This window comes from Bradyrhizobium sp. dw_411 (assembly GCF_018449695.1).
Classification (GTDB): Bacteria; Pseudomonadota; Alphaproteobacteria; order Rhizobiales; family Xanthobacteraceae; genus Bradyrhizobium.
In genome coordinates, this window is sequence record NZ_JAAVUY010000006.1 from 238,855 (window position 1) to 264,610 (window position 25,756).

The following is a 25,756-nucleotide window of genomic DNA, read 5'->3' on the forward strand; positions in this document are numbered from 1 at the left end:
AAGCCATCTTGATCTTGGTTGCCGTCAGCTAAGCTGCGGCCACAGCCGTCGTCAATGCCTGCGGAGCGCATGCAAGTTGCCGAACACGCAAGCGTGCAGATTACCTTCCGCGGCGCGCAATATTCTCGATCATGGAGATCTTCACGGATACAACGTGCTCCCGCATCAGCCGCTCGGCTTCCTGGGGCTCACGCGCCAGGATGGCGTGATAGATGGCATGATGCATATCGTGACGGCGCCGGATGCCGGCCAGATCGAACGCAACGACGTTGTGGGCCGACGCCTGTGGCACGCGTTGGCAGATGCGGACGACTTCGCGCACCAGATCGGATTTGGCCGCGGTGTGAACGGCGCCGTGAAACGCCTGGTTCATTTGCGCATAGGCCGCGCGCTGCGCTTCCAGATCGTCGGAGCCCGACAAGGCCCGATCGCCGTCGGACAGAGCCGCATCGATCGTCCGACGCGCGTCGTCCGACAGACCACGCTCGGCGGAAAAACGCGCCGCAAGTCCCTCGGCCAGCGCGCGCATATCGTAGGCTTCGACCAACTCTGTCAGCAGGAATTCGCGAACCGTAAATCCCTTGTTGGGCTGATGATGCAACAGCCCTTCACCCGCAAGGGTCTGGAGCGCAGCCCGCACCGGCGTGCGCGAGACGTCGAGTTCCTGGCTGAGATGCACTTCGTTCAGCCGCGAGCCCGGCGGATAGCGGCCGTCCAGTAATGCCTGGCGCAGATGTTCGACAAGCCAAGCGGAACGTGTCGCGGGCAGCATCGCTTCGCCCGATCGCTCCGGCGCGAGGCCGCCGCTCGCTAACTCAAATGTATCCAGTTTCTGCAAAGCCCGACCTGCGCCGTGTGATTCACTCGCCGAGTGCAGCCATAAATAAGCTATTTGCCTTGACAGGGCTACTCATATTGTACACATTTTTGATCAGATACCGCCAATACTGTACACACATCCCTCTATCCCTTTGGACTCATTATGACTTCGAGAAAGACGACAGGATGCCGGTAAACGCATCGACCAACTATGCAGTGGCGCCGGAAGTTCACGCGCTTCCCATCGCGGGCTCTTCCGACCTGTTTGCGGTGCGCCGAATCTACTGCGTCGGCCGCAATTATCTCGACCACATCAGGGAAATGAAGGAAGCGGATGAGCGCGATCCGCCGTTTTTCTTCCAGAAGCCGGCCGATGCCCTCGTGCAGAACCGGGCCTCGATTCCCTATCCCGACGATACGCAAGATTTCCAGTACGAGATCGAGCTTGTCGTCGCGATCGGCGCGCAGGGCCGCAAGGTTTCCGTCGCAAAGGCGCTGGACCTCGTATTTGGTTATGGCGTCGGGCTCGACATGACGCGCCGCGATCGCCAGCGCGACGCGCGCGACCGCCGCCTGCCGTGGGAAATGGGAAAGTCGTTCGACGGCTCGGCGCCCTGCACCGCCATCGTGCCAGTGGCGAAAAGCGGCCATCCCGATCGCGGCGCGATCACACTGCATGTCAACGGCGTCGAAAAACAGCGCGGCGATCTTTCCGAACTGATCTGGAAGGTGCCGGAAATCATCGCCAACCTGTCGATGCAATATGAATTGCGGCCCGGCGATCTGATCTTCACGGGAACCCCGGCCGGCGTCGGCCCGCTTGTACCCGGTGACCGGATTGTGGGCGAGATCGCCGGCTTCGAACAACTCCACCTTCATATTACAGAACCGAGAGCTTGAGCCATGCTGCCTACCGAACGCATCAGCTACGACCCGATCGTCGGACGCAAAAAACAGACCTTGCCCGACGGCGCGCGGATGGCCGTCTGGGTCATCGTCAATGTCGAGGAATGGGACATCCAGAAGACGATGCCGCGCACCGTCCTCACGCCGCCGGCGGGCGGATCGCCGATGCCGGATATTCCGAACTGGGCCTGGCACGAATACGGCAACCGCGTCGGCTTCTGGCGTTTTGTCGAAATACTCGACAATCTGAACATCACCGCCGCACTCGCGATCAATGGAACGGCGATCAAGGCTTATGAGCCGATCACGCGCGCCGCGGTCGAGCGCAAATGGGAATTCATCGGCCACGGGCTGACCCAGACCAACATGCAGCACGTCAAGAACGAGCGCGAAGATATCATCGCAACGCGTACAGAAATCGAGCGCGTCACCGGCCGCAAACCGCGCGGCTGGCTCGGACCTGGCCTGACCGAAACCTGGAAAACGCCTGATCTGTTGATCGAAGAAGGCTTCGACTACGTCGCCGACTGGGTGCTCGACGATCAACCCGTGTGGCTGAAGACCCGGACCAAGCCGATCCTCAATGTGCCCTACACCCAGGAATGCAACGACGTCGCGATGATGCTGATCCAGCACCACGCCGCGACCGAGTACCGTAATCGCGCCATCGATCAGTTCAATCAGATCTATTCGGATGCAGCGGACTCCGCCCGCATCATGGCGCTGGTCGTGCACCCCTACATCATGGGCGCGCCGCATCGCGCGCGCTATTTCCGTGAAGCGCTCGAACACATGCGGGCGCACAAGGATGTGGTGTTCTGGACCGGCGAGCGCATCCACGACTGGTTCGTCGCCTCGAACAAGCCAGTCTGATACTTCGGGCCGGCCTGACACCTCAGACCGGCCTGAACCTTCATCACCATTGCATTGGACATCCGCGTATGACTGAGATTGCCCAGGAAAGCACTTCGAGCGAAAGCGGCGAAACAGTTTCGCTGCTCGCCTCGCTGGCGATCATCATTCTGATCCTGACTTACTGCGTCAATGCGATGGACCGGGCGCTATTCCCGCTGCTCCTGACCGACGTGCGGCGCGAATACGGCCTCAATCTGCAGCAGGCTGGACTGATGTCGACCATCTTCACGTTCGGCATGGCCATTGCCGGCCTGCCGACCGGCTATCTCACCGCGCGCTTCTCGCGCAAGACGGTGATGCAGATCGGAATCCTGATTTACTCGGTCGGCACCATCGTCACCACCGCTGCCGTCGGCTACGGCGACATGCTGGTCTATCGCGCGATCACCGGCGTCGGCGAAGCCATGCAGTTGACCGCGCTGCTGGCGATCTTCGCGGGCTATTTCACGCGCTACAAGGCGGCGGCCCTCGGATGCCTCAACATTGCCTACGCCCTGGGTGCCGCGATCGCCCCGGCGCTGGGGACAAGCCTGCTCGTCGCCTATGGCTCGTGGCGCGTGCCCATGATCGTGTTCGGCGCGATCGGACTTGGCATGATGGTAGTGGTGGCGGCCGTGCTGCGACCCTGGCTCAGCGAAGCCGAGAGTCAAAAAGCCGCCACAACGACAGCCGCAACCGGGGGTGCAACAACGCTACGAAACACCAACACCATCATCCTGGTCTGTCTCAGCATCGCCTTCGGTCTCGCGCTGTACGGCTATCTCGGCATGTATCCGACCTTCCTGCGCGAAGAACTGCACTTCGCGCCGCCGGATATCGGGCGGGTGATGAGTTCGTATGGCCTCGGTGTTCTGGTCTCGATCTTCACCGGGTGGCTGGGCGACCGCTTTTCGGCGCGCATCGTGCTTCCCATCGCCTTTGTTGCCGGTGCCGCGATCTGCCTCGCGCTTTTCAACGGACCCACCGGCGTCATGGAGCAGGCGACGCTCTCCTGCCTGCTCGGCATGATTTTCAGTGGCACGCTGTTCGTGAACATTGCCGGCTACAGCGTAAAGTCGGTCTCGGGACCGCTGGCCGGACGCGCCTCCGGCATATTCATTACCGCGCTGTACGGCTCTGCGACCGTCGCCGGCTATATCATCGGCTGGGTCGCATCGCTCGCGGGCTGGACCAAGGCCGGAAATATTCAGCTCGTCGGGCTTTGCCTGTTCGCCGCGGTGCTGTCGCTGTTCCTCAAACCGGCTCTGATGGCTGCACGCGCGAAATGAACACACCTGACAATGATCTGGCGCTGGTTCGCGTCAACGTATTTCCTGGCGGCTTCAACTGGGGACTTTATGTCGGCATCGACACGGGATTGTTCGCCCGTGAGGGCCTTCGCATAGAGATGCAGCATACGCCGAACTCCGTCGCCCAGATGACGGATATGGCCAGTGGAAAATTCGACATCGCGATGACCGGCGTCGACAACATCGTGGCCTATGTCGAGGGCCAGGGTGAGGCGCCGATCGGACCGCAGCCGGATTTCTTTGCCTTCATGGGCAGCGACAGCGCCTTTTTGAGCCTTGTCTGCCTCGCCGACATCAAGGCGATCGCGGAGTTGCAGGGAAAGCAGCTTCTGGTCGATGCCATGACGACCGGCTACGCCTTCGTTCTCTACGACATCCTGCGCCGCGCCGGTTTGCCGGCGGAGACCTATGAGGTCACACGCGCCGGCGGCATGATCGAGCGATGGACCCGATTGCGCGCCGGCGAAGGCGACGGCACGCTGCTGTCGGCGCCTTATAATCTCATCGCCAAGGCGCACGGCCTCAACGAGCTGGCACGCGCGGTCGACACCATCGGCCCTTATCAGGGCAATGTCGGCGCCGCGCGCCGTAGCTGGGCCAACGCCAACGAAAAGACCGTCATCGGTTATATCAGAGCTTACCGCGACGCCATCGACTGGCTGTACGCGCCGCAAAATCGCAGCGAAGCCATCGCCATTCTCAAGCGAAACCTCCCACAGATGACGGAAGACGTCGCGGTCGCCAGCTACGACGAGCTGCTGCATCCGAAATACGGCTTCTATCGCGATGGCGAGATCGACCAAGCCGGTCTGGCCAATGTGCTCGCCCTGCGCTCGCGTTATGGCAAACCGCAGATGACATTGAATAATCCTGACAAATACATCGATCGCCGATTCCTTGAGGCCAGCCGGCGAACCGGCAGCTAATCCAGCAGCGGGTTGCCTACACCGGCCCATTACCGGCCAGCGGATTGGCAAATCCGGCGGCGAGCTTGACCAGATCGGCCTGGCGGCTGGCGCCTGTCTTGGAGAACACGCGGGACAAATGGGTCTTGACGGTCGTTTCGGCGACACCCAGCGCTTTTGAAGTTTCCGGCACGCCTCCGACATCGACAATCGCAAGCAGCACGCGCAATTCCGCCGGCGTCAGTCCAAAGGCGCGCGCGACCAGCTTGCCGCAGGATTGGCCATCCAGCTCGGCCTTGCGAACAAAGACCGCCGCCACAGCCTTCCAAGACGGCGGCTTCAACGAGAATTCCTGCAACGATGCCTCAGCGCCATCGCGTATCACCGCCGTCAGCGGCAACAAATGCGCGACGTAGCGTGTGCCGTCATGTGCGATCAGCGAAAAGGCGTTACTCCCCGCCGTCGCACCAGCGCCGCCATCGGCGATCATCTGGCGCAAATCCTGGTTGGCCTGCCCGTCGCGCGCGACAAGCTGTCCGGCCGCCACGCGCAGAAAGTCCTCTGCGCACAGCATGCCACGACCGGCCACATTGGCATGGACGATACGGCATTGGGCATCGACCAGGAATATCCCGGCGCCGAGGCCATCCAGCGTATGGGCCAACGACGCCGCTTCGGATGTCTTGTATTCGATCATCCTGTTGATCGTCAGCGAGCGGTGAGCATGCGGAACGATCTGCGCGATACGCTGCCGCATGTCGTCGTCCACCATGTGCTTGCCCGCGAGAACGGTAAGAAGAACCGGGCAATTCGGGTTTGAATTTTCGAGCACGACATTCGCCGCATCGACACAGCCCTGGGGCCGCAACCATTCCTGATAGAACCGCCCGTGGCGGTATTCATCAAAGGCAACGAGATCCGGAATGCTGACGACCTGCCCCAAAGGCGGCAAGCAATCGAGCGGATCGAACTTGGAATGGCTATCCGAATAAAGCTGGATGTAATGCGGATCGGCGCCGCAGTAATAATGCGTCACCCCGGATTTGCTGATGGAATCTTTCGAGAATATCCCGCAGGCGCGGCCACCGACAAATTCATTGATCCCGACCACAACATCGTTCCATCGCGCGGGCTCAAGCGCCGCATCGTAGATGTCCTCGATCAGATCCGTGATCTTCATGGGTCCGCGCATGAAACTGGTCTGTTGGTTGAAAAGCCGGCCGATCCCCGCGGCCTGCCGGCTGATGCTTGGGAGATGCATCAGCCGGCAGCGAGGTTCTGATACCTGCCTTAGCGGAGGCTGGCAGTCCGATGTCTCAAATGATGACCCCGATGCGCGAGATGCCGACCGCGCGAATGCATCCGGGCGTGATGCCGGCCACCCTCACGGCGTCCGGCCTCGTGACGACTGCCGCCGTCATGATGGCCGCGACCGGCGATGATGGGATGAATCGTATTGACGATACGGCCCGAAGTTACCGAGCCTTGAGACGAGCCTTGGGACCGGCCGCCTGCATTATTTCCGCCGCCCGCGTTGCTGCCCATGCCGCCGCCTTCATGGCCACCCATGCCGCCGTGACCACCGCCGCCGCCGCGCGCAAATGCGCCGTTGGCCGAAACGACCGCGACGCTCAGGGCGCCCGCAAGCGCCAGCACCGGCAGCACCGCGCGCAAAGACCATGATAAATTCATTTCAAACTCCATCTGTTGATGCAGAATTCCTGCATCGTATTTTTAATCTGACTTCGCCCGGTCGCCGGAACTCCATACGAAAGACCAAGGCCGGCAGGTTTTTATTCCCGCACATCATCCGAAGCTTGGACGGAGACGACAATCATCGGACTCGCCGCGATGGATCGTGCGGGGCGCCATTCAATTCGTTATTCGCAAGGCTGCGCTCCGCAAACGTTTCGATCCGTTGCTCATGGCGAGCGAGCACTGCAACAATCCAGCCGTGGAGAAAACCGCGGGCCAACCGGCAATAGACGCGTACGCGCAGCCGCACGCCGGTGAAAAATTCCGGCCCGATGGGACCGAAGGTTCCGAGCACAAACATATGAGATGCGATGGACATGGTGATGGCGATCAGCGCCGCCAGATAGCAAGCTCTCATCCCCGGTCTCCCCGCACATCACGGGGGGTAAATCCGTAAAGCCGGCGGAAGCGCCGGTTGAAATACGACAGGTCACCAAAGCCGACGTCATAGGCGATCGTGCTGATCGCGGCGTGACTGAAATTGGGATCGCACAACAGGCGATGCGCCCGCGTCAGCCGTTGCGCCATCAGGAATTCGGAAAACGTCGTGCCGTCGGCTTCGAACAGACGCTGCACGTATCGTGGCGTCACGTTCAGACTGGCCGCGACGGACGCGACCGAGGTGTCACGCCGGTGACTGTGGGCGACGATGTATGATTTGGCCAGCTTCAAGCGCGCGGCCCGCAATCCGCGGGTCCTCGCGGTTTCGGCGAAATCGGCGGTGGGACCGATCGCGAGCGTCAGGAGATCGTGGACATGCCGGACGGAGAGATTGAGCAGCTTCGAATCCATCGAGGCGCCGGCGTCCAGTAGCCAGCCGGCATAATATCCAAGCAGTTTTAGCGCGCCGTGATCGCCGGAGATCGGCCGCAGCAAGCGGTCGTCGACACCGGACACGTCGGATTCGAGTATCGCGCGGGGAACCCGCAATGTGAGTGATCGGCCGAGCGTGGTTCGATGAAACGAGGCCGCTTCGCTGCCGCTCAGCAGGATAGCTTCATGCGCCCGCAGGCTCTGCTGCCGGCCGCCGGATGACACGATCGCCGCGCCCATCCGGTTGATCGCCAGCATGATGTCGTCATTGCCATCGGCAAGATATTCACCTCTGCGCGAGATAATCGCCGGTGAAGACGAAGCTTCCATCAATTGCAGGCCCGGAAGCGTCATCGACGACATCCTCGCCTCGAAGGCGATGTCCTTGACAGGTTCGAGGTCGACGCGAAGCATCACCTTTCCATAGTGCTCGCGCCAATAGGCGATCCGGTCCGGTTCCGGCAGATGGTCGGTCGAAAATTCAACGATACGGTTGCCAGTTGCTGTCATGAATCATGCCAATAGTTCTAAGCCTTCCAACCTCCCCGCATCCTGCATTCCTCTGCCCGCGCCAGCCGTTAAGCAGCGACGCGCCGTTCGGCGTCATCCGATCAGGGGAGAGCACGCAAACGTGTTTTGCCGGTTAGCGATCTGGCGCAGCGCAAGACGGCGAAATGGAAGCCTGGCCGGTCAGCCGTTTATCGAATCGCACCGCGCGCCAATCCGAGGAGCGGGTGAATTCAAAGCCGGCCTTGCGGGCAAAAGCTTTCATACGATCGTTGGTCTTCAGGGCTTCGCCGAACAGATCGAAAAATCCGAGATTTACGGCGCGGCACTGCAACTCGCATAACAACGCGGTTCCCAATCCCCGGCGTTGCCAGCGATCGGTCACCGAAATCGCGAACTCGCCGCAATTTTTGCCACGGTCAAAAGCATAACTGGCCTCGGCAATCATCATAACGCCCGATGAGTCTTCCACCTCGGCCACCAGCGTGAAGCGCTCGGCCCTGCAGCCACGGATCAGGCACTCGAAAGCAATGACGGAAAAACTGCCGACACTGCCCATGAAGCGATTGTAGCGCGAAGATTCGGAGAGTGATTCGAAATAGTCCGCGAGACTTCCAAGGTCGCCCGAAAACGCTGACCTGATCGAGACGCCGGAAGGGAGCTCTGCCAGTGCCGGCGGAGATAGATATTCTGACATTCCCGCTCCATCGCTTTGTTGAGCTGTTATCTTGAGCTTTTCGAACCGGTCGGACTTGGACCGATGCGTCAATCATTGGGGCGGGGGCGAATCTTCTCTCCGTCATTGCGAGCACAGCGAAGCAATCCATCGTTCGAAATAAAGAAAGGATGGATTGCTCTCAACGTCGTCCCGGCCTTGAGCCGGGACCCATAACCACAGGATGTTGTGTTGCGCGAAAGCCTTCCAACAGTGTCTTCCCAACGATGGCCGCGGCGTATGGGTCCCGGCGTTCGCCGGGACGACGATGTAGAGACACGGTTCCACACTCCCGCGGCGCGATGCGTCCGAGTGATGCCAGGAATTTTGGCCCTCGAAAGACAGAGGGCGCGGGGAAAGCCGGGTGTCCGATGCACCCGCAGCCGCGCGCGTAGTGGTGGTAGCACGCGCGTTAGTCACCACGAGTTCACCGGAAACATCCGGCTTTCCCCGCGCAATGGTTTTAACGGCTTATTTCGTACTCTCCCCGGTGACCGGGCTCTTTTGCCACCGTCGCTTGCACCGTCTCTTGCGCAAACTTGACACCAGCGTCGGGGTGTCAGGACCATACGACTTCGCCGTCCGCGCCAAGTGCTCTCGTCAGCAGCACCATTCGCGTCCACCGCATCCCGCACCCAACGTCCGTGACGACCGCGAAGCGCCCCTCTTGTGAGCGCGGGATGGCACGGGTTCTACAAATGTTTCGATCGTCAAGAGAAACGAATTATTTTTCCGGGAGGGACTGGACCACCCAAATCAACTTGAATTCACTCGGCAAATTTCAATTTACGTGAGATCGAATTTCGTGCCCGCGCGCAGCATGCGTTCAGCAATTGCTGCGCGCGATTTGCCTGTCGGGCAAATCAGCGGGCTTGCCGAGCGTTGGTGGCGGATGCCCGGTGAGTGACAAGATTCTTTTCGCGCCATTTCGGCCCGGGACCGCGCATGTAGTGATCCTCCGGCCTGTACCGCCTGTGAGGCCCGTCCCAGGACGAACCAAAAGACGAGCCAAGAAATCTCACCAGCACACCGATGGCGCTGGCCGAGAGAGAGAATACCCGAGAAAATATGGCGGTGAATCGAAGCTGTCGCATGGTCGGAAGATGAGCAAGACCGCATAGGAAATCGAGAAGGCCGTCCAATCTCTTTCATAGACACGGCATAAGCGCCGCGCGCGGATGAGAGCGGCTTTCTGTCCCAGGGCTTCTTGGTTCCAGGAGGTGCTTATGCCTCTTTTATGAGATGCAACGGCAATCCGTCTCGCATTCCTATGGCGTCATCGACACATCACGTCGATCGGTTGTGCGACGCTGTTAGCCACCGGATGCGACTGGCTTCGCCGACGCCAACAAAACAAGGGATTTTACCATGACCATGCTGACGCCAGCCCACGGTCAGTTTGAGCGGACGGCTTATTCACTAGGAAGCGGAAACCGGATCGAATCCGATGGAGCGGGCACGCGTCTGGCGGCAATCAAGCGCTTCTGTATTTCGGCCCTTTGGGTTGCGGTGGCGTGCGTTACCCTCACCGCCATCATGGCGCTGAAGGTCATGATCTACCTTCCGCGCTTTCACGCTTGATGCACAACACCGCGTAGCTTGTAGGATGGGTTGAGCACTTGCGATACCCATCACCTTGGCAGGCTATGACGCCGGGATGCGATGGGTTTCGCAAGTGCTCAACCCATCCTACACTCCCTGAATAAAATTGGTCGTCGATCATTCAGTCCGCTGTTCGCAGGCGGCGCACCGTGAATTCGATTTGCCCGTCCGGTAGCTGGCACCAGTGCTCGACAATCGTCGAGTAACCGCCCATCGGAGCCTCGTTGAGAAACAAGCGAACCTTGGCGCGCGCCATTTCAACCGGCAATTTGAATTTTAACCCGGTGGCCGACTCGCGGTGAATGGACATGCGCTCGGCCAAATCACCAGGTTTGAAATCACCGGGTTTGAAGTCACTCGGTTTGCGGCTCATAAAAAACTCCAAAACAAAAACACTCCCGCAACGCGCGGGCAATTCAATACCTTTTTGTGAAAGCAGCGGAGATTTCCAAGATATCCACCGCGCAGGACGGCTTAGCGGGGAGTTATTGACGGCTGGTAAAACCAGCGGCGGCGGCGTGTGATTTGTCCGCCGGACAGATCAGGAGGGCCATTTTCTGACGGGATGGTACGGCACCGAGCCCACGATCTTCGGGACCGGCCTGTTCTTTTTCTTCCGGTGCTCGACCCATGCGCCGATCAGGCCGAAGACAACCTCCAGAATGATTTCCATCTGCGATCCCCTTTTGCCATGACATTTAGGGGAAACCGCTGGAGCATCTGTGATTGACGTCACGTTGAAAAGAAAAGGCCCGCAGCGGCCGTTATCGCAGGACCCCCCTACTTCTTGGCGTCAGGCGTCTTGGTCACCGCCCACGGGTCATATTTTTCCTTCGGCTCGGGGATGCGCTTGAGCGCTTCCTGATAGGCCTTGTCGCTGACCTTGGTCTTCTTGTCCTCGGTCTTGGTATCCTCGCTCTTATGCCCGCGCTTGCCGCCGCCCATCTGCGACTGCGCGGGCACGACCAGCAACGCCAATACCGCTGCAACGATCGACAAGGTCCTTATCATGCGGCATCCCTCGCTGGAATCATGAAGATGGCCCATCCTGCGGGCGCAGCCATTGTCTCACAGCTTGGAAATCGCGCAATATGCGCACCTGATATAAGGGAGCTGCGAAGTGCTTCGTTCGGCAATATTAGTGTGTCTGATTGTGTCGGCACATCCGGCTGGCTTAGCCGGCCGATCCCCGTGAGAAGGATCCTGTATTCCTGGAAATGCGGCGCTTGCTGACCATCCAAACAGAATGCTTCGGGAAACAAGCCGAACCCGTGGCGGCGACTAAATCCGACCTTGAAACGGCCGCGCATGAGGTGCTTGGACGCCGCACCAAGGAAACGCAAACCTACAAAATATTTCTGGACCGGATCAACGCGCAACCTCCGGCTCAATTCGAGGAATACTGGAAGAGCGAGATCGAGACGCGCGATCTGCAACGCGTGAAGAAATTGATTGGGATATTCAGAGGGCAGTGACGGATTGTGCCGGGTTGAAGGGTGACTGCTTCAGCCAAGTCACCAAAGACGGCGGCAGAGAATATCCAGTTCCGGTTGCACTCGGGCATCAGTCACAATACGTCCACTAACGACGGGTTGTCCCTGTCAGTCAGAGGCAGAATTTATGTTTAATTATTTAAAAATCTCATTCCGGACAATTTGGGCGGTTTCGATGATCGTCTTTTGCACAACGGTCGGTGGAATCTATGGTTGGGAACAACACGGGTGGATGGGTGCCATAGCACTCAGCTTTGTTGGGCTGGTCGCCGGAATGCTCCTCGGTTGGTCGCCCGAGTTGCTTCTTCAGCTCTTACATTGAAAAAACGCGCAGAATGGGTTGAGCACTTGCAAAACCCATCGCCTTGTAACGCAAACGACGCGACGATGTGATAGGTAGTTGGCGAGGATTTGGGGATGCAGGCGACGATCGTGAGTACCGATGCCGAACGCATCCCCTTCTGGTCGGCCCTCTTCACGGACAGGCGCATAGCGCCGGCCCTGGGCCTGGGCTTTACGTCCGGCATGCCGTTTCTGCTGACTTATTCGACGCAATCGGCGTGGCTGACCGATGCGGGGGTGCCGTTGGCGACGATCGGCCTGCTCAGCGAATTGACGCTCGCCTACAAGTTCAAGTTCGTTTGGGCGCCATTTCTCGATCAATACGATCCGCCGTTGATCGGACGTGTGCTGGGGCGGCGGCGCGGCTGGTTGATCGTGGCGATTCTCGCCGTCATGACCCTGCTGGCCGGGATTGCGTTCGGCGATCCCGGCCATTGGATCTGGTGGACGGTCGGATTCTCCCTTGCGCTCGGGATCGCCGGCGCGACACTCGATCTCGTGCTCGACGGTTGGCGCATCACGAGTGTGCGCCCGCCGGAGAAACAGGCGGTGCTGTCCTCATGGACCGAGATCGGCTGGCGCATCGGCAATCTCGCGGCCGGCGCAGGTGCGCTCTACCTCGCCGATCATGTCGGCTGGAAGGGCGCCTATCTGTGCATGGCGGCCCTGATGCTGATTGGAATCGTGGCGACGCTGTTCGCGCCCGAACCGCCTTCCGACATAGAGCCCCACAAGCCGCATGCCGGCTTCGTCGAGACGATCTGGGCGCCGATCCAGGAACTCCTCAGGCGGCTTGGCCCGATGGCAGTCGCGATCCTGCTGCTCGTCGCAGGCTTCCGAATGCCGGGCTACATCTCGAATGCGATGGCGGTGCCGCTGTTCAAGCACCAGGGCTTCACCAACACCGACATCGCGACCGTCACCAAGGTGTTCGGCTTCTGGATCGCGCTTGGCGGCACCTTCATGGCCGGGTGGCTAATCCCGCGCATCGGCATGATGGCGAGCCTGCTCATCGGCACGGTCGCGGGCTCGGCCTCGCATCTCGCGCTGGCCCTGCTCGCGGCGCATGGCGGGGATGGCGGCAAGGCGTTCTGGACCTTCGCGCTGGCGGTCGGCGTCGAGGGCTTTGCCTATGCCTTCGCGTCCATCGTGCTCATCACTTATATGTCAACGCTCGCGTCGGTGGAGCATGCGGCGAGCCAGTTCGGCCTGCTGACCTCGCTCTGCGCCTTTCCGGGCAGCATTCTGGCCGGGTTCTCAGGCTTCGCGATCGAACATACCGGCTTCGTCTGGTTCTTCATCTGGACCTCGCTGATCGGCATCCCGGTCGCGATGCTGGCGTTCTTTGTATGGTACCGCGTCGGGATATCGGACGAGGCGCCGATCCAGGCCGGCGGAGGGCATTAGCGCTTAGTCCGTAGTATGGGTTGAGCGCAGCGATACCCATCACTTGCGGCGCGACACCGACATCGGCGACAACATGATGAGTATCGCAGAGTTATCGTCCAGCGCGCATTCGCACGACCCGCTGGCTCAACCCATTCTGCGACTACGGGCTAATTGTCATCGTCCTCATAATACGGGCCCGGTGCGGGACGCGGGTATCGACGGCGCGGGTCGCGGTCCTGAGGCGACGCGTACTGAGGTGAAGTGTATTGAGGTTGCGGCTGAGGCGGGAAAAACACGTTATAGCAGGGTTGGCTCAACCGTGGCCCGTTACCTCTCAGGCACGCGGTGATGCGGTCCGCGTCCGGCATGTAGGCCCCGCAGAGCCGAAACACATCCGGCGTGCAGGCCTGACGCTGCTGATCCGTCCCTTGTGCGCTCGCAGACGTTTCAGCAGAAAGAAAAAATCCGAACGCTGCGAAACAGATAGCTAGTTGATGAGGCCGCATAGTCGCTCTCTCTCGAAATTGACGCAGTCAGGAGTCGAGACAGGGTTTAATCAACGAACCGTGTCGAATTCCGGGCTGGATGGCAGGCGAACACTGTGCTTGCAAAGCCGCGCCATGATTGCCATTTGGCTTAACCCATTCTACGGCTAGGTCGAATTCTTATGGAGCTTCGGGGGCGGATTTGAAACGACGCGAGTTCATCACTTTTGTTGGAGGCGCAGCGGTCGCGCTTGGGGTACGCCGCGGCAGCGCGCAGCAGCCGCGACGTCTGTTTGACAGCCACTGCCACATTATCGATCCGCGCTTTCCCATCGTGCCAAATCAAGGCTACACGCCGCCGGACTTCCCGCTGGAGGACTATCTGGCGCGGGTCAAACCGCTCGGCGTGGTGGCGGGCGCTATTGTTTCCGGCTCTTTCCAGGCCAATGACCAAACCTATCTGATCGATGCGCTGGGCAAGCTCGGCCCCGGCTGGGCCGGCGTCACGCAAATCCCAGGCGATTATCCGGACAAGGAGATCGCGAAGCTTGCCGGTATCGGCGTGCGTGCGGCTCGCTTCAACGTCCTGCGTGGTCTCAATGACGGCATCGACGACATCGTGGCGCTGGCGTCGCGCTGTCACGCCGTTGCCGGGTGGCACTGCGAGATCTACGCCGATGCGGCGGTACTCAAGCCGCATGTAGGCCGTCTTTCCAAGCTACCGCAGATTTCCATCGACCATCTCGGCATGACCGAGGAGGGAGTGCCGGTGTTGCTCGATCTGGTGGCGGCCGGCTGCAAAGTGAAGGCGACCGGCTTTGGCCGCACCAAATTGGACGTCCCAAAAACACTCGAAAGTATTGCGAAGATCAATCCGGGCGCGCTGATGTTTGGCACCGATCTGCCTTCGACGCGCGCACAACGGCCTTTTCTTGCCTCCGACATCGACCTGATCGAGCGGGTACTGGGGCCGGAATTGTCGAAACGGGCGTTCTGGGACAATCCGGTCGCACTCTATAAGGTGAAGGTTTAACGCGCAGGATGGGTTGAGCACTTGCGAAACCCATCACCGTGTTTCGGAATCATGCGACGACGTGATGGGTTTCGCTACGCTCAACCCATCCTACGAGGGCTGGCGCTTTACCATTGAGCTTCATCCGCGTCAGGAGGATGTTGCGCGAGTAAAAAACAAAAGAGGCCGCCACTCGGACGACCTCCTCAAAGCGCCAACAACGAAATTTTAGAAGCGTCCGTTAAACCTGGGATTACGCGCGCAAGCGTTGTCGCCACGGCTGTCCCAACTGCCGTTTCTTCGCCAGTTGGTCCACGCCAGATAATCATACGCCGGGGAATAGGGATTTCCCGGTTCAATAGTCGCGCAATAAGTACTTTTGCCATGCTTTGCCGGGTGCGCGACTGCGTGCCGGGCCATCGCGGGTCCCGCGAGCGCAATAGACATGACGACGACCGCGCCAATCAGTCCGAGATTTATCATTTATATCTCCTTCTGCGTTGGTTGATGCAAATGACCAATCGTTGGCGCGAGTCAGCTTTTCACGTTTAAGGCGTCAGCACGCCCACCTTCTTCCAGGTCTGATCCGGATCGAACAAGTTGGTACGCTCTGCGATGATTTCGGTCCGTTTTCCGAGATCCTTCTCGTAGACGGTGCCGGCGTGATTGACCATGAAAGTCATGACGCCGGAGTTTCCGTATTCGGCCGGATATGCAATCAGGGCGAAGCCGCCGATCATCTTCCCCTTGACGACGTAATAGAGGGCGCCACCCGGCGCGTCGGGTCCCTGCCCCTTCAAAATTCGAAAATAGTATCCATGATAGGGCGCGGCTTGCTCTCCTGCCCTGTAGCCTTCGGCCGCTGCCTGCGCTGCCAATTCGCCGAGCGGGCTCGGGTCGCGATCGTCGCGCCAGAACAACCCATCCTTCTTGCCCGGGCTACTCACAACGCGTTGCGCGTAGACCCCCGCGCCATCGCCGGTGCGATCCTTTTCGGCATATTCGTTCTGGGCATCCACGAAAGCCAGACAGGTTTGAACCGCGTCCAGTTCATTGCGCCCGATACGGCGATACAGAATCTCGATACGCCCCGCGGCCGCGTCGAACTCCCAGCCGCTCTTGCTGTTCATCAGGGGAATCGGGAAGGGAAAATCGTCAGCGCCAAGAATAAGCGTGGCCTTCTTGTTTCCTTCGGCCCTGATAGAATGCTTCGCGTCATACGCCGCGAGAAAACGTTGGCGCGTGCCGGCATCAGCGACATCATCGCCGGATTCGACGATGTCTCCGGCGCGGCTGCCGAGTACCGTCAGAATGGCTTTCGTCGTGCCGGTCTTGACCGCGGCAGCCAGTGCCGCCGCGGCATCTTCCGGCGAGGGATAGGTTTGCTGGGCGCGGGCCATGGAAATCGGCAGCGCCAATGTCATCATGGCGGCGACGATCGCCCCCGATGCACGATAAAATCGGGTTGGCTGAAACACGATCATGGCGACACCTCCGGCGGCATTGGAATCCTTGCGCCGCCAGCAAGCCAGTCGCTGTAGGTGCGAAACTTCAATCCGAGCTTTTCGTAATGGACCCGGAGATAGCGGTCGCTGCCGCGCGTCACGGCGTCCGGCCTGATCGTCTGCACCTCCTGCGCGATCACGCCGACATAGGCCTTGTGACTGCCGAGATAGCTGAAGCGATAGTAGCCGAGGCCGTTATCGAGATGGCCAAGCAGGACAAGGTCGTGCTTCAGCGCGAGGTCGGAGCGCCGGCCACCACCGCCACCGCCACGGAAGCCGCCACCTCCACCGCCTCGGAAGCCGCCACCGCCGCCACCCCCGCGGAAACCACCCCCGCCACCGCCACGGAATCCGCCGCCGCCAGCGCTGGCAAAGCTCGCCCGGCCACGCGCGGATGCGGCAGCGGCTGCGCGGCCCGACGACACATTGAGGGCCCCTCCTCCGCCGCCTCGCGCCCGGTTCGCCGCGGCGCGATTGCCTCCGGCGCCCTGCTTCGCGCGATTGGCGGCATTACCCTTGCGATCGGCCGTGCTGGGACGATTGGCACCTGCGCGATCGCCGCGGTTGCCGGCGCGATCGCCACCACGATCTCCTGCACGATCGCCAATGTTGCCCGCGCGATCGCCACCACCCGGACGGTCCTTTCCCGGGTTGAGTACTTGCTGCCCGCCCTTGCCGCGGAAATCCATCCGGTCGGCCGCTCCGGCGCGCATGTTGTTGTTGCCGAAGCGCTGTTGGACGTTTGCATTGTTGTATCGGACGCCCTGCCGGTGCGCGGGATTGTGGTTCCAGACGTTGGTGGTGCGATGGTTGACATAGACATTGCGGTTGCCCCAGTTGCACCCGCCGCCCCAGTAATTGCCCCAGCGGCCGATCGCCCAGGCGGCGCCAAAGGCGACGCCGGCCGCGACCACCCCGGCGCCAATGTAGGACGGATAGCCGAAATAATAGGGCGGGTAGTCCGCATAGGGCCACGCACCGTAGACAATCGCGGGTTCGTAATAGGGAACATACATCGTGTCGGGATCGGTCGGCTCGATCACGATCACCTGCTTGTTCTCCTGTTGCTTGACCGTGACCTTCTGCTGCTTCGTGGTTGAAAGCTTGTTGTTGCTTCGCGCTTTCTCCCGCAGGCGCTGGATCGCGTCCATCAGGTCGGCCTGCTGCGCGAGCATCGCGTCGCCGAGACTCTTGGTCCAGTCGAGCTTGTCGCTCATCATGTCGAGCACCGAGGGCGTCGCGGTCAGCGCCTTGACACTGTCATCCCAGGATTTCTTGTCGACTGCGGCCTTGAGCGTATCGCCCTTGAGATTCTTGTTCTCCTTCACAAAGCGATCGGCTTCCACGACCTCGAGCGGATAGGTTGCCGCGGCGAGCATGTTGGCGAGCAGCGCATCCGGATAAAGCGCGATCGGCGCAACCAGAGCCTCCAGCTGCTCCGGCTTCAGCAGCGTCTGCTCGGGCGGTGACGACACCGGTGGCGATGTTGCGGCGGGCTGTTGCGCCACCGCGCCCACGGCCGTCGCGACCACAATTACCAATGCCAATAGCACGCTTCCGCTACGCAACATGAGCATTCTCCCTCAAGGCCAGCGCCATCGCGAAACCGACCGACAAAATTGCCGGCTATCCATCGAGCTCTATTTTACGTAGCGAGCGGCGGTTTGATGTTCTACGCGGCCGACGCTTTGGCCACCGGCGGGTAGGCCAGAACGTCACCAAGTAGTGAAATCAACCCGCGGCGCCCGTTCATCTGTCGTGGCTGTTCTGATCCGGAGCTCACCCCCAGTCAGCACCTGGTAATGACCTGGCCATAGGCGTTTGTCACCTGCACGCAGCCCGGTCTGGCCACATAGGCGCCGGCCGCGGCGGCAGCCGTACCAACGGCAACCGCACGGCGCGTCGTTCTGCGGGCAACCCCGGCATAGCTCATGGGCGTCAGCGGGCGTCCGATTCTTGCCTCCGAAACCGAGACAAGCCCGCCTTCAATGCTGGCCGTGCCGTTCCAGAGCAGCCCTCCTGAAAAGGTCGCGGCGGCGGCGAGAAGGACGATAATCTTTCGTGGCAAAATGATCATTTGCTGGCTCCAGCTGCTATGCCCGGGGGCACTTCATCAAATTCGAGCATGACATCATCCTCGAGACTTGCCTTGATCGCGCCCTCCGGCGGCTTGAAGTCGAAGGCCGCGGCATCCGCAATCGCGTCCGTCTTCCAGTCCTTGATCCGCAGCGAGTATTGGGGGGCACCGGCAAGCGTCTTGCTGGTGATCACATATTTGCGCGGGATCGGCTGTGCGCCGGCCTGGATCCAGATCTGCCAGTCGGTGTCGTGTCCACGAAACGCGAGGTGCTCGCACTCGATGCCGTCGACCACCCCCTGGCCGACATGATGGCCCTCGATGATATCGGAGGTAAGTACCTCGAAGGAATTTGACAGCAGCAGATCAGCGCCAGGCAGCGCGCCACCCGTCTTTGCCTGAATGCCATCGATGAGTTGATCAACCGTGCCGGGCATGTCCGCCTGCACATAGGCCTTGGCGTTGTTGCCGTAGAGCGAGACGGTTTTGCCGTTATAGACCAGTTCGACATCGGCATAGCCGCCCGTACGCTTGACACGGAGCTTATCGGGCCGTGTCATCTTAAACTGACCGGAACTCGACAACTGGATCTTCTCCAATTCCGGCGTGATCACTTCGATGTCGCTATCGAAACTCGCCGTGATGGATTTCTGCCCGGCGGTGTAATCCGCCATCGCCTTCAGCAAAGCCGCGGAATCGTCAGCTCGCGCGACTGGACCGATCGCGGCCACGAGTACGGCGATTGAGGAGGCCGTTAAGAAAACTCGCACCCATACGCGAAGACTTCTACTGCTCATGTCGATCCTCCATGCGTTACGCGGCAACTCTGGGTGGGCCACACCATCGAGGCTTGACATGAATCAAGGTCGAAGCACGAAAGTCTACGGTCCCCGGCAGGCTGCTCATGGAAGGCTCGGCTGATACTTCAGGTCCAGCACAAGTTCGCGGTTCCGCGGGCCGCAGACCAATCAGCACCTGCTTTAGATCAATCAAGGCGGCAGCGGTGATATTTGACCTCCATGCCCTCGATGCCCGGGAACACCCGCATGATGCTGTCGTCATCGACGACTTTCAGCACGAACTGGACATTGGAGAGCATGATGTCGGTGGCGCAGGCTGCGATCAGGTTGAGACTCTGCCCCTCTTCCTTTCGCGTCTTGATCCTGCACTTGGCGAACTTGCCCCGGAGCTGGTCTGCCTGGATGATGAAACCGCCGCCATGAACGCTGGAAAATTCGGCGAAATCTATTTGTTGTGCGCGACCGCGTCGAACGAACACCTTGTCGCATTTATCAGCATCGGGAGCCCAGGCGCCGGAGAGTTCTGCAGCCGCGGCATATTCGGGCAGCAGGAGGGCCAACATCGCAATAGCCCCCAGAACCTTTCGGACGCCTCTCATATTACACTCCTCCGCAACGAAGGCATCAGTGACCGCTCAACACCAGCGTCTTGATCGGCAGCAACAGCGCCTGAATTCGCAGCAGCATGGCGTGGACCAACCCAACGGCATCGACCGCATGCAGCACAAACCCCTTCAAGGCACCGGTATCCTTTGCGGCGATCACCTCGTGATTGCTGGTATAGGCATTGACGATACAGCTGCTGCCGGCTGTCACGTCGGCAAGACCGTCCTTCTCGATGGGCTCGAGGAACGCGAAAATCGTCCCGGGTTTGACCGCGCCGGCATCGATGAGTACCTCGCCGCCGCGGAATTGGCCGGCCGCGATATAGTCCTGCACGCTGGTAATGACCATCGGGACGATGGTCCATGGCAGCGACGTGCATGCCGCTTCGGCGACCATGCCCGGCTTCAACACTTGCGCCTCGATCTGTCCGAAGCCTGCCTGCAGCCCGCGTTGGCCGGCACCTTCCGGAATCAGCACGCCGGCGGGCCGCATCAGCGGGTTCACAACGTCACCGGGGCGCAGGAAGAACTGTTCCACCCGTCCGTCGACACCGGCGCGGATCACCGTCTTGTCCAGATCGACCTGCGCCTGGTCGAGTGCGGCTTCGGCGCTGGCTTTGGCTGCCGGAAGGAGCGCCGAAAGCTGGACTTCCGCTGACTGTTTGGAGGCGGCTGCGGCATCGATGGCGGCCTGCCTGCCGTCAACGAGGACTTGCAGCTTTTCGATATCTCGTTGTGGCACGATACCGGGATTGCGGCGCTGCAGCTCACTCTTCACATCGAGTTCGTCCTTGGCCTGTTTCAAGTCGCTGTTGGCCTGCTGGACCTGCGCCTCCGACTTGATTACGTCGACTTTCGCGGAAACGAGTTGGGCGTCGACCTCGGCGATCCTGCGTTTTGCGGTTTCGAACGCCGCCTGTTGTTTCGAACTATCGAGCGTGAAGAGCACGTCGCCTTTCCTGATCGGCTCGCTGAAGCCCACCTTGACCTCCGCGACGCGCCCCGACCCCTCGGGCAGGATCGGCATCGTCCTGAAAAACAGTACCGCCGATGTCGTCGAGGGGTGAAAGTAGAAGATCATGGTGATGAGCGCGATGGTGAGCATCACGCATCCGGTTATGCCCCATCGAAGCTCATACCACATCGAGAACAATGTGATTTCCTGACCGATACGCTTACCTTGGCGATAGCGGCGGTACAGATAATCAGGCACCAGGGTGAACAGCGAACACAGCATCAACTCAAACATGGCTGCCGGCCTCCTTCGCGGGAGCGCTCACATGCCTGGCAGGGACGGGCGCAGCGCGGTGGGATGCCGGCGTGGCTTGAACGGCTGTCGCTTCATCCGCAGTCGCGCCGACGACAACGTCTTCGGAATCCGCAATTTTCTCGACCGATCCGGCGATACGGGCCAGCGGCGTGCTGAAGTCGGGCAGATCGATCAAGGCCAGCAGCAGACCGGCAATCCAGAAGATGTGCATATGGGTAAAGAGCGAGATCAGGCCCAGCACGGCGACGATCTCGAATTGCAGCTTCTGCGACTTGTGCGCCATTCGCTCCGGCAGCGAGTGCAACCGCAAATAGACGTTGCCAATACCCAGGATTGCCGCGATCAGGAAGATGCCCATCGCGATCATCAGCACATCCGTCTCGCCGGGCTTGACGACGTAGAACGGCAGGTGATGAGGCGTCAACGGATGAAGCTGATCGGTCATGAGCGTCGTCCCGGCGACTGCAGTGCGGCGATGCCGAGAGTGCCGGGCTCGACCGGTCGAAGCTTGATCTGGATCAATGGGAGCGGTTCGGGCCCGGCCCTAGCATTGGAAACCAGAGCCGGTGGATGGCTGAAAAGGAAGGATTTGCCATGCCCCAGAATATCGACGATCTGTTGCCCACGGCGAAAGAGATCCAGAAGCAAGCCGCCCTCAAGGAAGCAGAAAAGGCCGAGGATTACGCCAGGAAACTGGCCGTCGTCGAAGCGGAAAAACGCGCTTTGATCGACAGGCTCAGCAAGCCGTCCGGCCTGTCCGAAGACGAGAAGGTCAAGCTTGCTTCGACCGTCATCCAGCGCGCCGTGCGCCACGGCCTCAGCGAGGTGCAGGTGTATCGCTTCCCCCACACGCTCTGCACCGATCGTGGCCGCGCCATCAATGTGATGGAGCCGGGCTGGGAAAAGACGCTCACCGGCATCCCCCTTGAAATTTTCCAACTCTGGTCGGACTATTTGAAACCCCGCGGCTATCGCATCCTTTATCAGATTATCGATTTCCCCGGCGGCATGCCTGGAGACATCGGCATCATCATCGCCTGGGGCGATTGATGTCAGGCGAGAATGACGCTCCGTCGCGGATGAAGCGCAAAGCCTATGAAAAGGAGCTCCGCAAGCTCCAGGTCGAGCTCTGTCATCTGCAGCAATGGGTGAAGGAGAAGAAGCTGCGGGTGATCATCCTGTTCGAAGGCCGGGATGCCGCTGGCAAGGGCGGCACCATCAAGGCGATCACCGAAAAGGTCAGCCCGCGCGTGTTCCGGGTTGTCGCCCTCCCTGCACCTTCCGACCGTGAAAAAACCCAGATGTTCGTGCAACGCTATATGCAGCATTTTCCATCCGGAGGCGAAATCGCCATCTTCGACCGTAGCTGGTACAACCGCGCCGGCGTTGAATATGTCATGGGCTTCTGTTCGCCGGACGAGCACCGGCGCTTCCTGTCGCTGTGCCCGCAGATCGAGAAATATATCGTCGACGCCGGCATCATCCTGATCAAGTTCTGGCTTGAGGTCGGCAAGGAGGAACAGGAGCGGCGCTTCAGGGCGCGGATCGACGATCCCTTGAGGCAATGGAAGCTCAGTCCGATGGACACCGAGTCCTACCGGCGCTGGTATGATTATTCGCGCGCACGCGATCTCATGCTGAAGGCTACCAATTCAAAACACGCGCCGTGGATCGTCATCCGCTCCGATGACAAGCGGCGAGCCCGGCTGAACTGCATCGCGCATGTGTTAAAGACAATTGCGCACCGGAAGATTTCTCGCGACAAGGTCCGGCTGCCGAAGCGATCCGACAAAAACCGCTATAACGACCAGGCCAACCTGCGCAGAATGACTTTCGTCGCCGAGCAATATTGAGCCTGGTCGCGCGGGATCGGATCGTGCTCACTCCAGCACAATCGACACTCCGCCTACCGCCGCCGATAACTCGACGCCGACCTTGCCACCAGCAAGCTGCAGAATTACACCCCTCTCGTTTTGCAACTGCACACCACCGGCACCGGCCGCCAGCGCTCCACCAGCGCCGATCACACCATAGCTTCCCTGGATATCGCCCGGATTGCGCAGGTTCAGGGCGTGCCCGGACAACTGGGTGGTCGATGCACCGATCGTGAAGCCGACACTCATCCCGGAAACCCGGAACGGATAGCGGTGACCTCGGAAGTATAAAACGCCGTGACCGCCGCCTACACCGACGATGAAGCCGCCCTTGGTAAAGACGACGCGGACCGTGCCGGTTTCCGCCTTCAACGACGGTGCAAAGCCACATGCGAGCAGCATGGTCAGGACGACTCCGCATAATTGAATACGAAAATTTTTCATAAGATCTTCTCCAATGTTGTCAGGTCAGTCTGGTGTCGAACGCGATGGATCCAGTAGGATCACCACCTGGGTGATGTTGGCGGACAGTTCGAGACCTGCCTTGACGCTCTGCAATGTGATGACGACGCCCTTTGCATTCCTCAATTGCACGCCGCCGACGCCGCCGGCCAACGCGCCGCCCGCGCCGACCGCCGTATAGAGTCCCGAAAAGTCGGAAAGCTCATTGATGTAACTGGCCCGTCCGACCAGTTTGTTGATCGACGCGCCGGCCGTGAGGCCGAGGCTCAAGCCTTGCACCGTGAAAGGATAGTTGCGGTGGCGAAAGGTCAGAACCCCGTTGCCTCCGCCAGCTCCAACGATAAATCCCGCCTTGGCCACCGTAACACGAACCGTTCCGGTGATGGCGTGCGACGGCGTGGCCACGCCGACCGCACCAGCGAGTGCCACCAGGACTATCCAGTTAGATCGATGTCTCCTCACGTTACACTCCTGCTGTGCAAGGGTCATGGCGGAAATAACCGAAAACGCTCAACGGATGCGGGATACGCCGTAATCCCGCCGCGCATTGCGGAATTCGCTTCGTGACCATCCTCGCTCACTTCGCGGGAACGAGACGTGATGCCTCGTGCATATCCCGGTAGCCGCGGGCGATCAGCCGCACCCCCCGCCCGATCTGCTCGTAGGCTTCGTCGGGCAGGTTCGCCAGCGACACGCGAAGCGACCAGTTCGGCGCTTCGAAACCGCCACCATTCAGAAGAACAATTCCGTATGCCTCGGCGAGGCGGAAGGCGAGATCGAGCGGATGGATATGCTTCTTCAGATATTCGACCGCTTCGTCGCCGATATTCTTCCGCGCCCAGAACTCAAAATCGATCAAGGCGTAGTAAGCGTCGAAATTCGGATTGGGCTGGAGCTGCAGGCCGATGCTGTCAATCAATGTCCAGATGCGTCGATTGACGATCTCCTTGCAGGCCTTCTGGTAGTGTTTATCTTTGTCCATCATCTCGCTGAGCGAGAACAGGCTCATCATCACCTGTTGCGGCAGCGATAGTCCGGCCGTGTGGTTGAGCGCCACGTCGCGGCTGTCGGCGACGATGCGATCGATGAATTTGATCTTGCGCGGCTCCAGCGTCAGTGCGCCATAGCGCTTGTCGAGTGCTTTGAGGTCGGCTGCCGGGAGCTTGGCGATCATCTTGTCAAAAATGTTGTCCTCGTGCGTCGCGATGACGCCGAGCCGCCAGCCGGTGCAGCCGAAGTACTTCGAGTACGAATAGACGCCGATCGTGTTATGCGGCAACTCGCCGAGCAGCGAACGGAAATCGTCGACGAAAGTTCCGTAGACGTCGTCCGTCAGCAGCATCAGATCGGGACGTTTGGTTTTCACCAGCTTTGTGATCTTGCCGATGGTCTCCTTGTCCATTGCCATCCCGGTGGGATTGCCGGGATTGACGACGAAGAAGGCCTTGATTTTCGGATCCTCCAGCTTTTTGATTTCCTGATCGGTGTACTGAAAGCGGTTCTCCTGGGGGGCTTTGATATGCACGACCTTGAGGTCGTAATCCTCAAGATGGGTCATCTCGAGATAGGGCGTGAAGATTGGCGTGCCCAGCGCAATGGTGTCGCCGGGATGCAATAACCGGTTGGCCTTCAGCGATTTGAAGATGTAGCACATCGCGGCCGTTCCACCCTCAACCGCGTAAAGATCGAACTTACCGGCCGGACGCGGCTCGCCGCACATCGCCCACTGCAGATACTCGTGCACAATCCGCTCATTGTGGACCAGCATGCGATCCGGAACTGGGTAATTGTCGCCGATGATCGAGTCGACAAGCTCGTGAACGAAAGCGTCCGCGTCAAATCCGAATTTCTTGACGGCGAACCTGGTCATCGCGGAAAGGAAGCCGGCGCCCGGCATATCGGAATGTTTGGCGAGCCAGATCTCGAGGCGGCCCGCAATACCACCGGCCTGCGGCATTCCACCGATCCCGGCGGGATGCTCCATCACACGCTTGCTTTCCGTCACCGCGAACTGTCCAAGCAGGAAAAACCCCTCGCGTGGCGTGGTAGCAATCCAATTGGGATTTCCTCGGCCGGCGTTGAGGAAGGCCGACTGGGTCGTCCTTGACGTAGCTTTCGCCAGATTGATCAGCTCGTCCTTGATCTCGAAGGGACTGAGAGCCTCAAACTTCTTTAGCGTGTTAAGGTCGGCCATGATTTTCTCCTTTTTGCGCGAA

Annotated in this window: 30 protein-coding genes; 10 read left to right on the forward strand and 20 right to left on the reverse strand. The window is 60.1% G+C overall.

Annotated elements, in window-relative coordinates; genetic code table 11:
• Positions 1 to 100: 100 nt before the first annotated feature.
• Positions 101 to 772, reverse strand: coding sequence for a GntR family transcriptional regulator (locus HB676_RS12315; protein ID WP_213738067.1), 672 nt, complete (start codon positions 770 to 772; stop codon positions 101 to 103).
• Between the two features lie 233 nt (positions 773 to 1,005).
• Between HB676_RS12315 and HB676_RS12320 the strand changes: the two genes are divergently transcribed.
• From HB676_RS12320 to HB676_RS12335, 4 genes are all read left to right on the forward strand, one after another.
• Positions 1,006 to 1,719 (forward strand): fumarylacetoacetate hydrolase family protein, encoded by a 714-nt coding sequence (locus HB676_RS12320; RefSeq protein ID WP_213738068.1) that lies wholly within the window; start codon positions 1,006 to 1,008, stop codon positions 1,717 to 1,719.
• A 3-nt stretch (positions 1,720 to 1,722) separates the two neighbouring features.
• Positions 1,723 to 2,598, forward strand: a complete 876-nt coding sequence (locus HB676_RS12325; RefSeq protein ID WP_213738069.1) for a polysaccharide deacetylase family protein — start codon at positions 1,723 to 1,725, stop codon at positions 2,596 to 2,598.
• A gap of 68 nt (positions 2,599 to 2,666) precedes the next feature.
• A complete protein-coding gene (locus HB676_RS12330) occupies positions 2,667 to 3,908 on the forward strand; it encodes an MFS transporter (RefSeq protein ID WP_213738070.1) in 1,242 nt (413 codons plus the stop codon).
• On the forward strand, positions 3,905 to 4,855 hold the full coding sequence (locus tag HB676_RS12335; protein WP_213738071.1) for an ABC transporter substrate-binding protein: 951 nt from the start codon (positions 3,905 to 3,907) through the stop codon (positions 4,853 to 4,855). The genes HB676_RS12330 and HB676_RS12335 overlap by 4 nt, the downstream gene beginning before the upstream one ends.
• 16 nt (positions 4,856 to 4,871) lie before the next feature.
• Here the strand turns inward: HB676_RS12335 and HB676_RS12340 are convergent, their stop codons facing one another.
• The 5 genes from HB676_RS12340 to HB676_RS12360 form a co-directional block, all read right to left on the reverse strand.
• On the reverse strand, positions 4,872 to 6,026 hold the full coding sequence (locus tag HB676_RS12340; RefSeq protein WP_213738072.1) for a helix-turn-helix transcriptional regulator: 1,155 nt from the start codon (positions 6,024 to 6,026) through the stop codon (positions 4,872 to 4,874).
• Positions 6,027 to 6,124: 98 nt separating this feature from the next.
• Positions 6,125 to 6,526, reverse strand: coding sequence for a hypothetical protein (locus HB676_RS12345; protein ID WP_213738073.1), 402 nt, complete (start codon positions 6,524 to 6,526; stop codon positions 6,125 to 6,127).
• A 142-nt stretch (positions 6,527 to 6,668) separates the two neighbouring features.
• Positions 6,669 to 6,947: a hypothetical protein gene (locus tag HB676_RS12350; RefSeq protein ID WP_213738074.1), complete on the reverse strand. Its 279-nt coding sequence runs from the start codon at positions 6,945 to 6,947 to the stop codon at positions 6,669 to 6,671.
• On the reverse strand, positions 6,944 to 7,912 hold the full coding sequence (locus tag HB676_RS12355) for an AraC family transcriptional regulator (protein ID WP_213738075.1): 969 nt from the start codon (positions 7,910 to 7,912) through the stop codon (positions 6,944 to 6,946). The genes HB676_RS12350 and HB676_RS12355 overlap by 4 nt, the downstream gene beginning before the upstream one ends.
• Before the next feature lie 133 nt (positions 7,913 to 8,045).
• A complete protein-coding gene (locus HB676_RS12360) occupies positions 8,046 to 8,606 on the reverse strand; it encodes a GNAT family N-acetyltransferase (protein WP_213738076.1) in 561 nt (186 codons plus the stop codon).
• A gap of 1,386 nt (positions 8,607 to 9,992) precedes the next feature.
• Between HB676_RS12360 and HB676_RS12365 the strand changes: the two genes are divergently transcribed.
• Positions 9,993 to 10,205 (forward strand): hypothetical protein, encoded by a 213-nt coding sequence (locus HB676_RS12365; protein ID WP_213738077.1) that lies wholly within the window; start codon positions 9,993 to 9,995, stop codon positions 10,203 to 10,205.
• Positions 10,206 to 10,347: 142 nt separating this feature from the next.
• Here the strand turns inward: HB676_RS12365 and HB676_RS12370 are convergent, their stop codons facing one another.
• The 3 genes from HB676_RS12370 to HB676_RS12375 all read right to left on the reverse strand — a co-directional run bounded on the left by HB676_RS12370 (position 10,348) and on the right by HB676_RS12375 (position 11,237).
• A complete protein-coding gene (locus HB676_RS12370) occupies positions 10,348 to 10,599 on the reverse strand; it encodes a hypothetical protein (RefSeq protein ID WP_249780200.1) in 252 nt (83 codons plus the stop codon).
• Between the two features lie 168 nt (positions 10,600 to 10,767).
• A complete protein-coding gene (locus tag HB676_RS34070) occupies positions 10,768 to 10,899 on the reverse strand; it encodes a hypothetical protein (protein WP_275944935.1) in 132 nt (43 codons plus the stop codon).
• 107 nt (positions 10,900 to 11,006) lie between these two features.
• Complete coding sequence (locus HB676_RS12375; RefSeq protein WP_218625713.1) at positions 11,007 to 11,237, reverse strand: hypothetical protein; 231 nt, start codon at positions 11,235 to 11,237, stop codon at positions 11,007 to 11,009.
• Between the two features lie 215 nt (positions 11,238 to 11,452).
• Here HB676_RS12375 and HB676_RS12380 point away from each other — a divergent pair, with 215 nt between their 5' ends.
• Together HB676_RS12380 and HB676_RS12385 are read left to right on the forward strand one after the other, a co-directional pair.
• Complete coding sequence (locus HB676_RS12380; RefSeq protein ID WP_213738078.1) at positions 11,453 to 11,701, forward strand: hypothetical protein; 249 nt, start codon at positions 11,453 to 11,455, stop codon at positions 11,699 to 11,701.
• A gap of 435 nt (positions 11,702 to 12,136) precedes the next feature.
• On the forward strand, positions 12,137 to 13,468 hold the full coding sequence (locus HB676_RS12385) for an MFS transporter (RefSeq protein WP_213738079.1): 1,332 nt from the start codon (positions 12,137 to 12,139) through the stop codon (positions 13,466 to 13,468).
• Between the two features lie 149 nt (positions 13,469 to 13,617).
• Here the strand turns inward: HB676_RS12385 and HB676_RS33830 are convergent, their stop codons facing one another.
• Positions 13,618 to 13,956, reverse strand: a complete 339-nt coding sequence (locus HB676_RS33830; protein WP_249780201.1) for a hypothetical protein — start codon at positions 13,954 to 13,956, stop codon at positions 13,618 to 13,620.
• Between the two features lie 181 nt (positions 13,957 to 14,137).
• Between HB676_RS33830 and HB676_RS12390 the strand changes: the two genes are divergently transcribed.
• Complete coding sequence (locus HB676_RS12390) at positions 14,138 to 14,968, forward strand: amidohydrolase family protein (protein WP_213738080.1); 831 nt, start codon at positions 14,138 to 14,140, stop codon at positions 14,966 to 14,968.
• A gap of 527 nt (positions 14,969 to 15,495) precedes the next feature.
• On the opposite strand, the gene HB676_RS12395 is transcribed toward HB676_RS12390, so the two are convergent.
• The 7 genes from HB676_RS12395 to HB676_RS12425 form a co-directional block, all read right to left on the reverse strand.
• On the reverse strand, positions 15,496 to 16,431 hold the full coding sequence (locus HB676_RS12395) for a DUF2950 domain-containing protein (RefSeq protein WP_213738081.1): 936 nt from the start codon (positions 16,429 to 16,431) through the stop codon (positions 15,496 to 15,498).
• Positions 16,428 to 18,023, reverse strand: a complete 1,596-nt coding sequence (locus HB676_RS12400) for a DUF3300 domain-containing protein (RefSeq protein WP_213738082.1) — start codon at positions 18,021 to 18,023, stop codon at positions 16,428 to 16,430. The genes HB676_RS12395 and HB676_RS12400 overlap by 4 nt, the downstream gene beginning before the upstream one ends.
• Positions 18,024 to 18,241: 218 nt before the next feature.
• Positions 18,242 to 18,526, reverse strand: coding sequence for a hypothetical protein (locus tag HB676_RS12405; RefSeq protein WP_213738254.1), 285 nt, complete (start codon positions 18,524 to 18,526; stop codon positions 18,242 to 18,244).
• A complete protein-coding gene (locus HB676_RS12410) occupies positions 18,526 to 19,386 on the reverse strand; it encodes a DUF2092 domain-containing protein (RefSeq protein ID WP_249780202.1) in 861 nt (286 codons plus the stop codon). The genes HB676_RS12405 and HB676_RS12410 overlap by 1 nt, the downstream gene beginning before the upstream one ends.
• A gap of 128 nt (positions 19,387 to 19,514) precedes the next feature.
• Positions 19,515 to 19,928, reverse strand: coding sequence for a hypothetical protein (locus HB676_RS12415; RefSeq protein WP_213738083.1), 414 nt, complete (start codon positions 19,926 to 19,928; stop codon positions 19,515 to 19,517).
• A gap of 25 nt (positions 19,929 to 19,953) precedes the next feature.
• Positions 19,954 to 21,183: an HlyD family secretion protein gene (locus tag HB676_RS12420; RefSeq protein WP_213738084.1), complete on the reverse strand. Its 1,230-nt coding sequence runs from the start codon at positions 21,181 to 21,183 to the stop codon at positions 19,954 to 19,956.
• A complete protein-coding gene (locus HB676_RS12425) occupies positions 21,176 to 21,649 on the reverse strand; it encodes a hypothetical protein (RefSeq protein ID WP_213738085.1) in 474 nt (157 codons plus the stop codon). Before HB676_RS12425 ends, HB676_RS12420 begins: the two co-directional genes overlap by 8 nt.
• A 149-nt stretch (positions 21,650 to 21,798) precedes the next feature.
• On the opposite strand from HB676_RS12425, the gene HB676_RS12430 reads away from it, so the two are divergent.
• Together HB676_RS12430 and ppk2 are read left to right on the forward strand one after the other, a co-directional pair.
• Complete coding sequence (locus HB676_RS12430) at positions 21,799 to 22,254, forward strand: hypothetical protein (RefSeq protein WP_213738256.1); 456 nt, start codon at positions 21,799 to 21,801, stop codon at positions 22,252 to 22,254.
• On the forward strand, positions 22,254 to 23,057 hold the full coding sequence (gene ppk2, locus HB676_RS12435) for a polyphosphate kinase 2 (protein ID WP_249780203.1): 804 nt from the start codon (positions 22,254 to 22,256) through the stop codon (positions 23,055 to 23,057). Before HB676_RS12430 ends, ppk2 begins: the two co-directional genes overlap by 1 nt.
• 27 nt (positions 23,058 to 23,084) lie before the next feature.
• On the opposite strand, the gene HB676_RS12440 is transcribed toward ppk2, so the two are convergent.
• From HB676_RS12440 to aspD, 3 genes are all read right to left on the reverse strand, one after another.
• Positions 23,085 to 23,480 (reverse strand): hypothetical protein, encoded by a 396-nt coding sequence (locus HB676_RS12440; protein WP_249780226.1) that lies wholly within the window; start codon positions 23,478 to 23,480, stop codon positions 23,085 to 23,087.
• A gap of 66 nt (positions 23,481 to 23,546) precedes the next feature.
• Entirely contained in the window at positions 23,547 to 23,969 is a 423-nt protein-coding gene (locus HB676_RS12445; protein ID WP_213738087.1) for a hypothetical protein, read from the reverse strand.
• A gap of 148 nt (positions 23,970 to 24,117) precedes the next feature.
• The gene (gene aspD / locus HB676_RS12450) at positions 24,118 to 25,734 is read right to left on the reverse strand and encodes an aspartate 4-decarboxylase (protein ID WP_213738088.1); all 1,617 of its coding nucleotides are present in this window, start codon (positions 25,732 to 25,734) and stop codon (positions 24,118 to 24,120) included.
• Positions 25,735 to 25,756 lie beyond the last annotated feature (22 nt).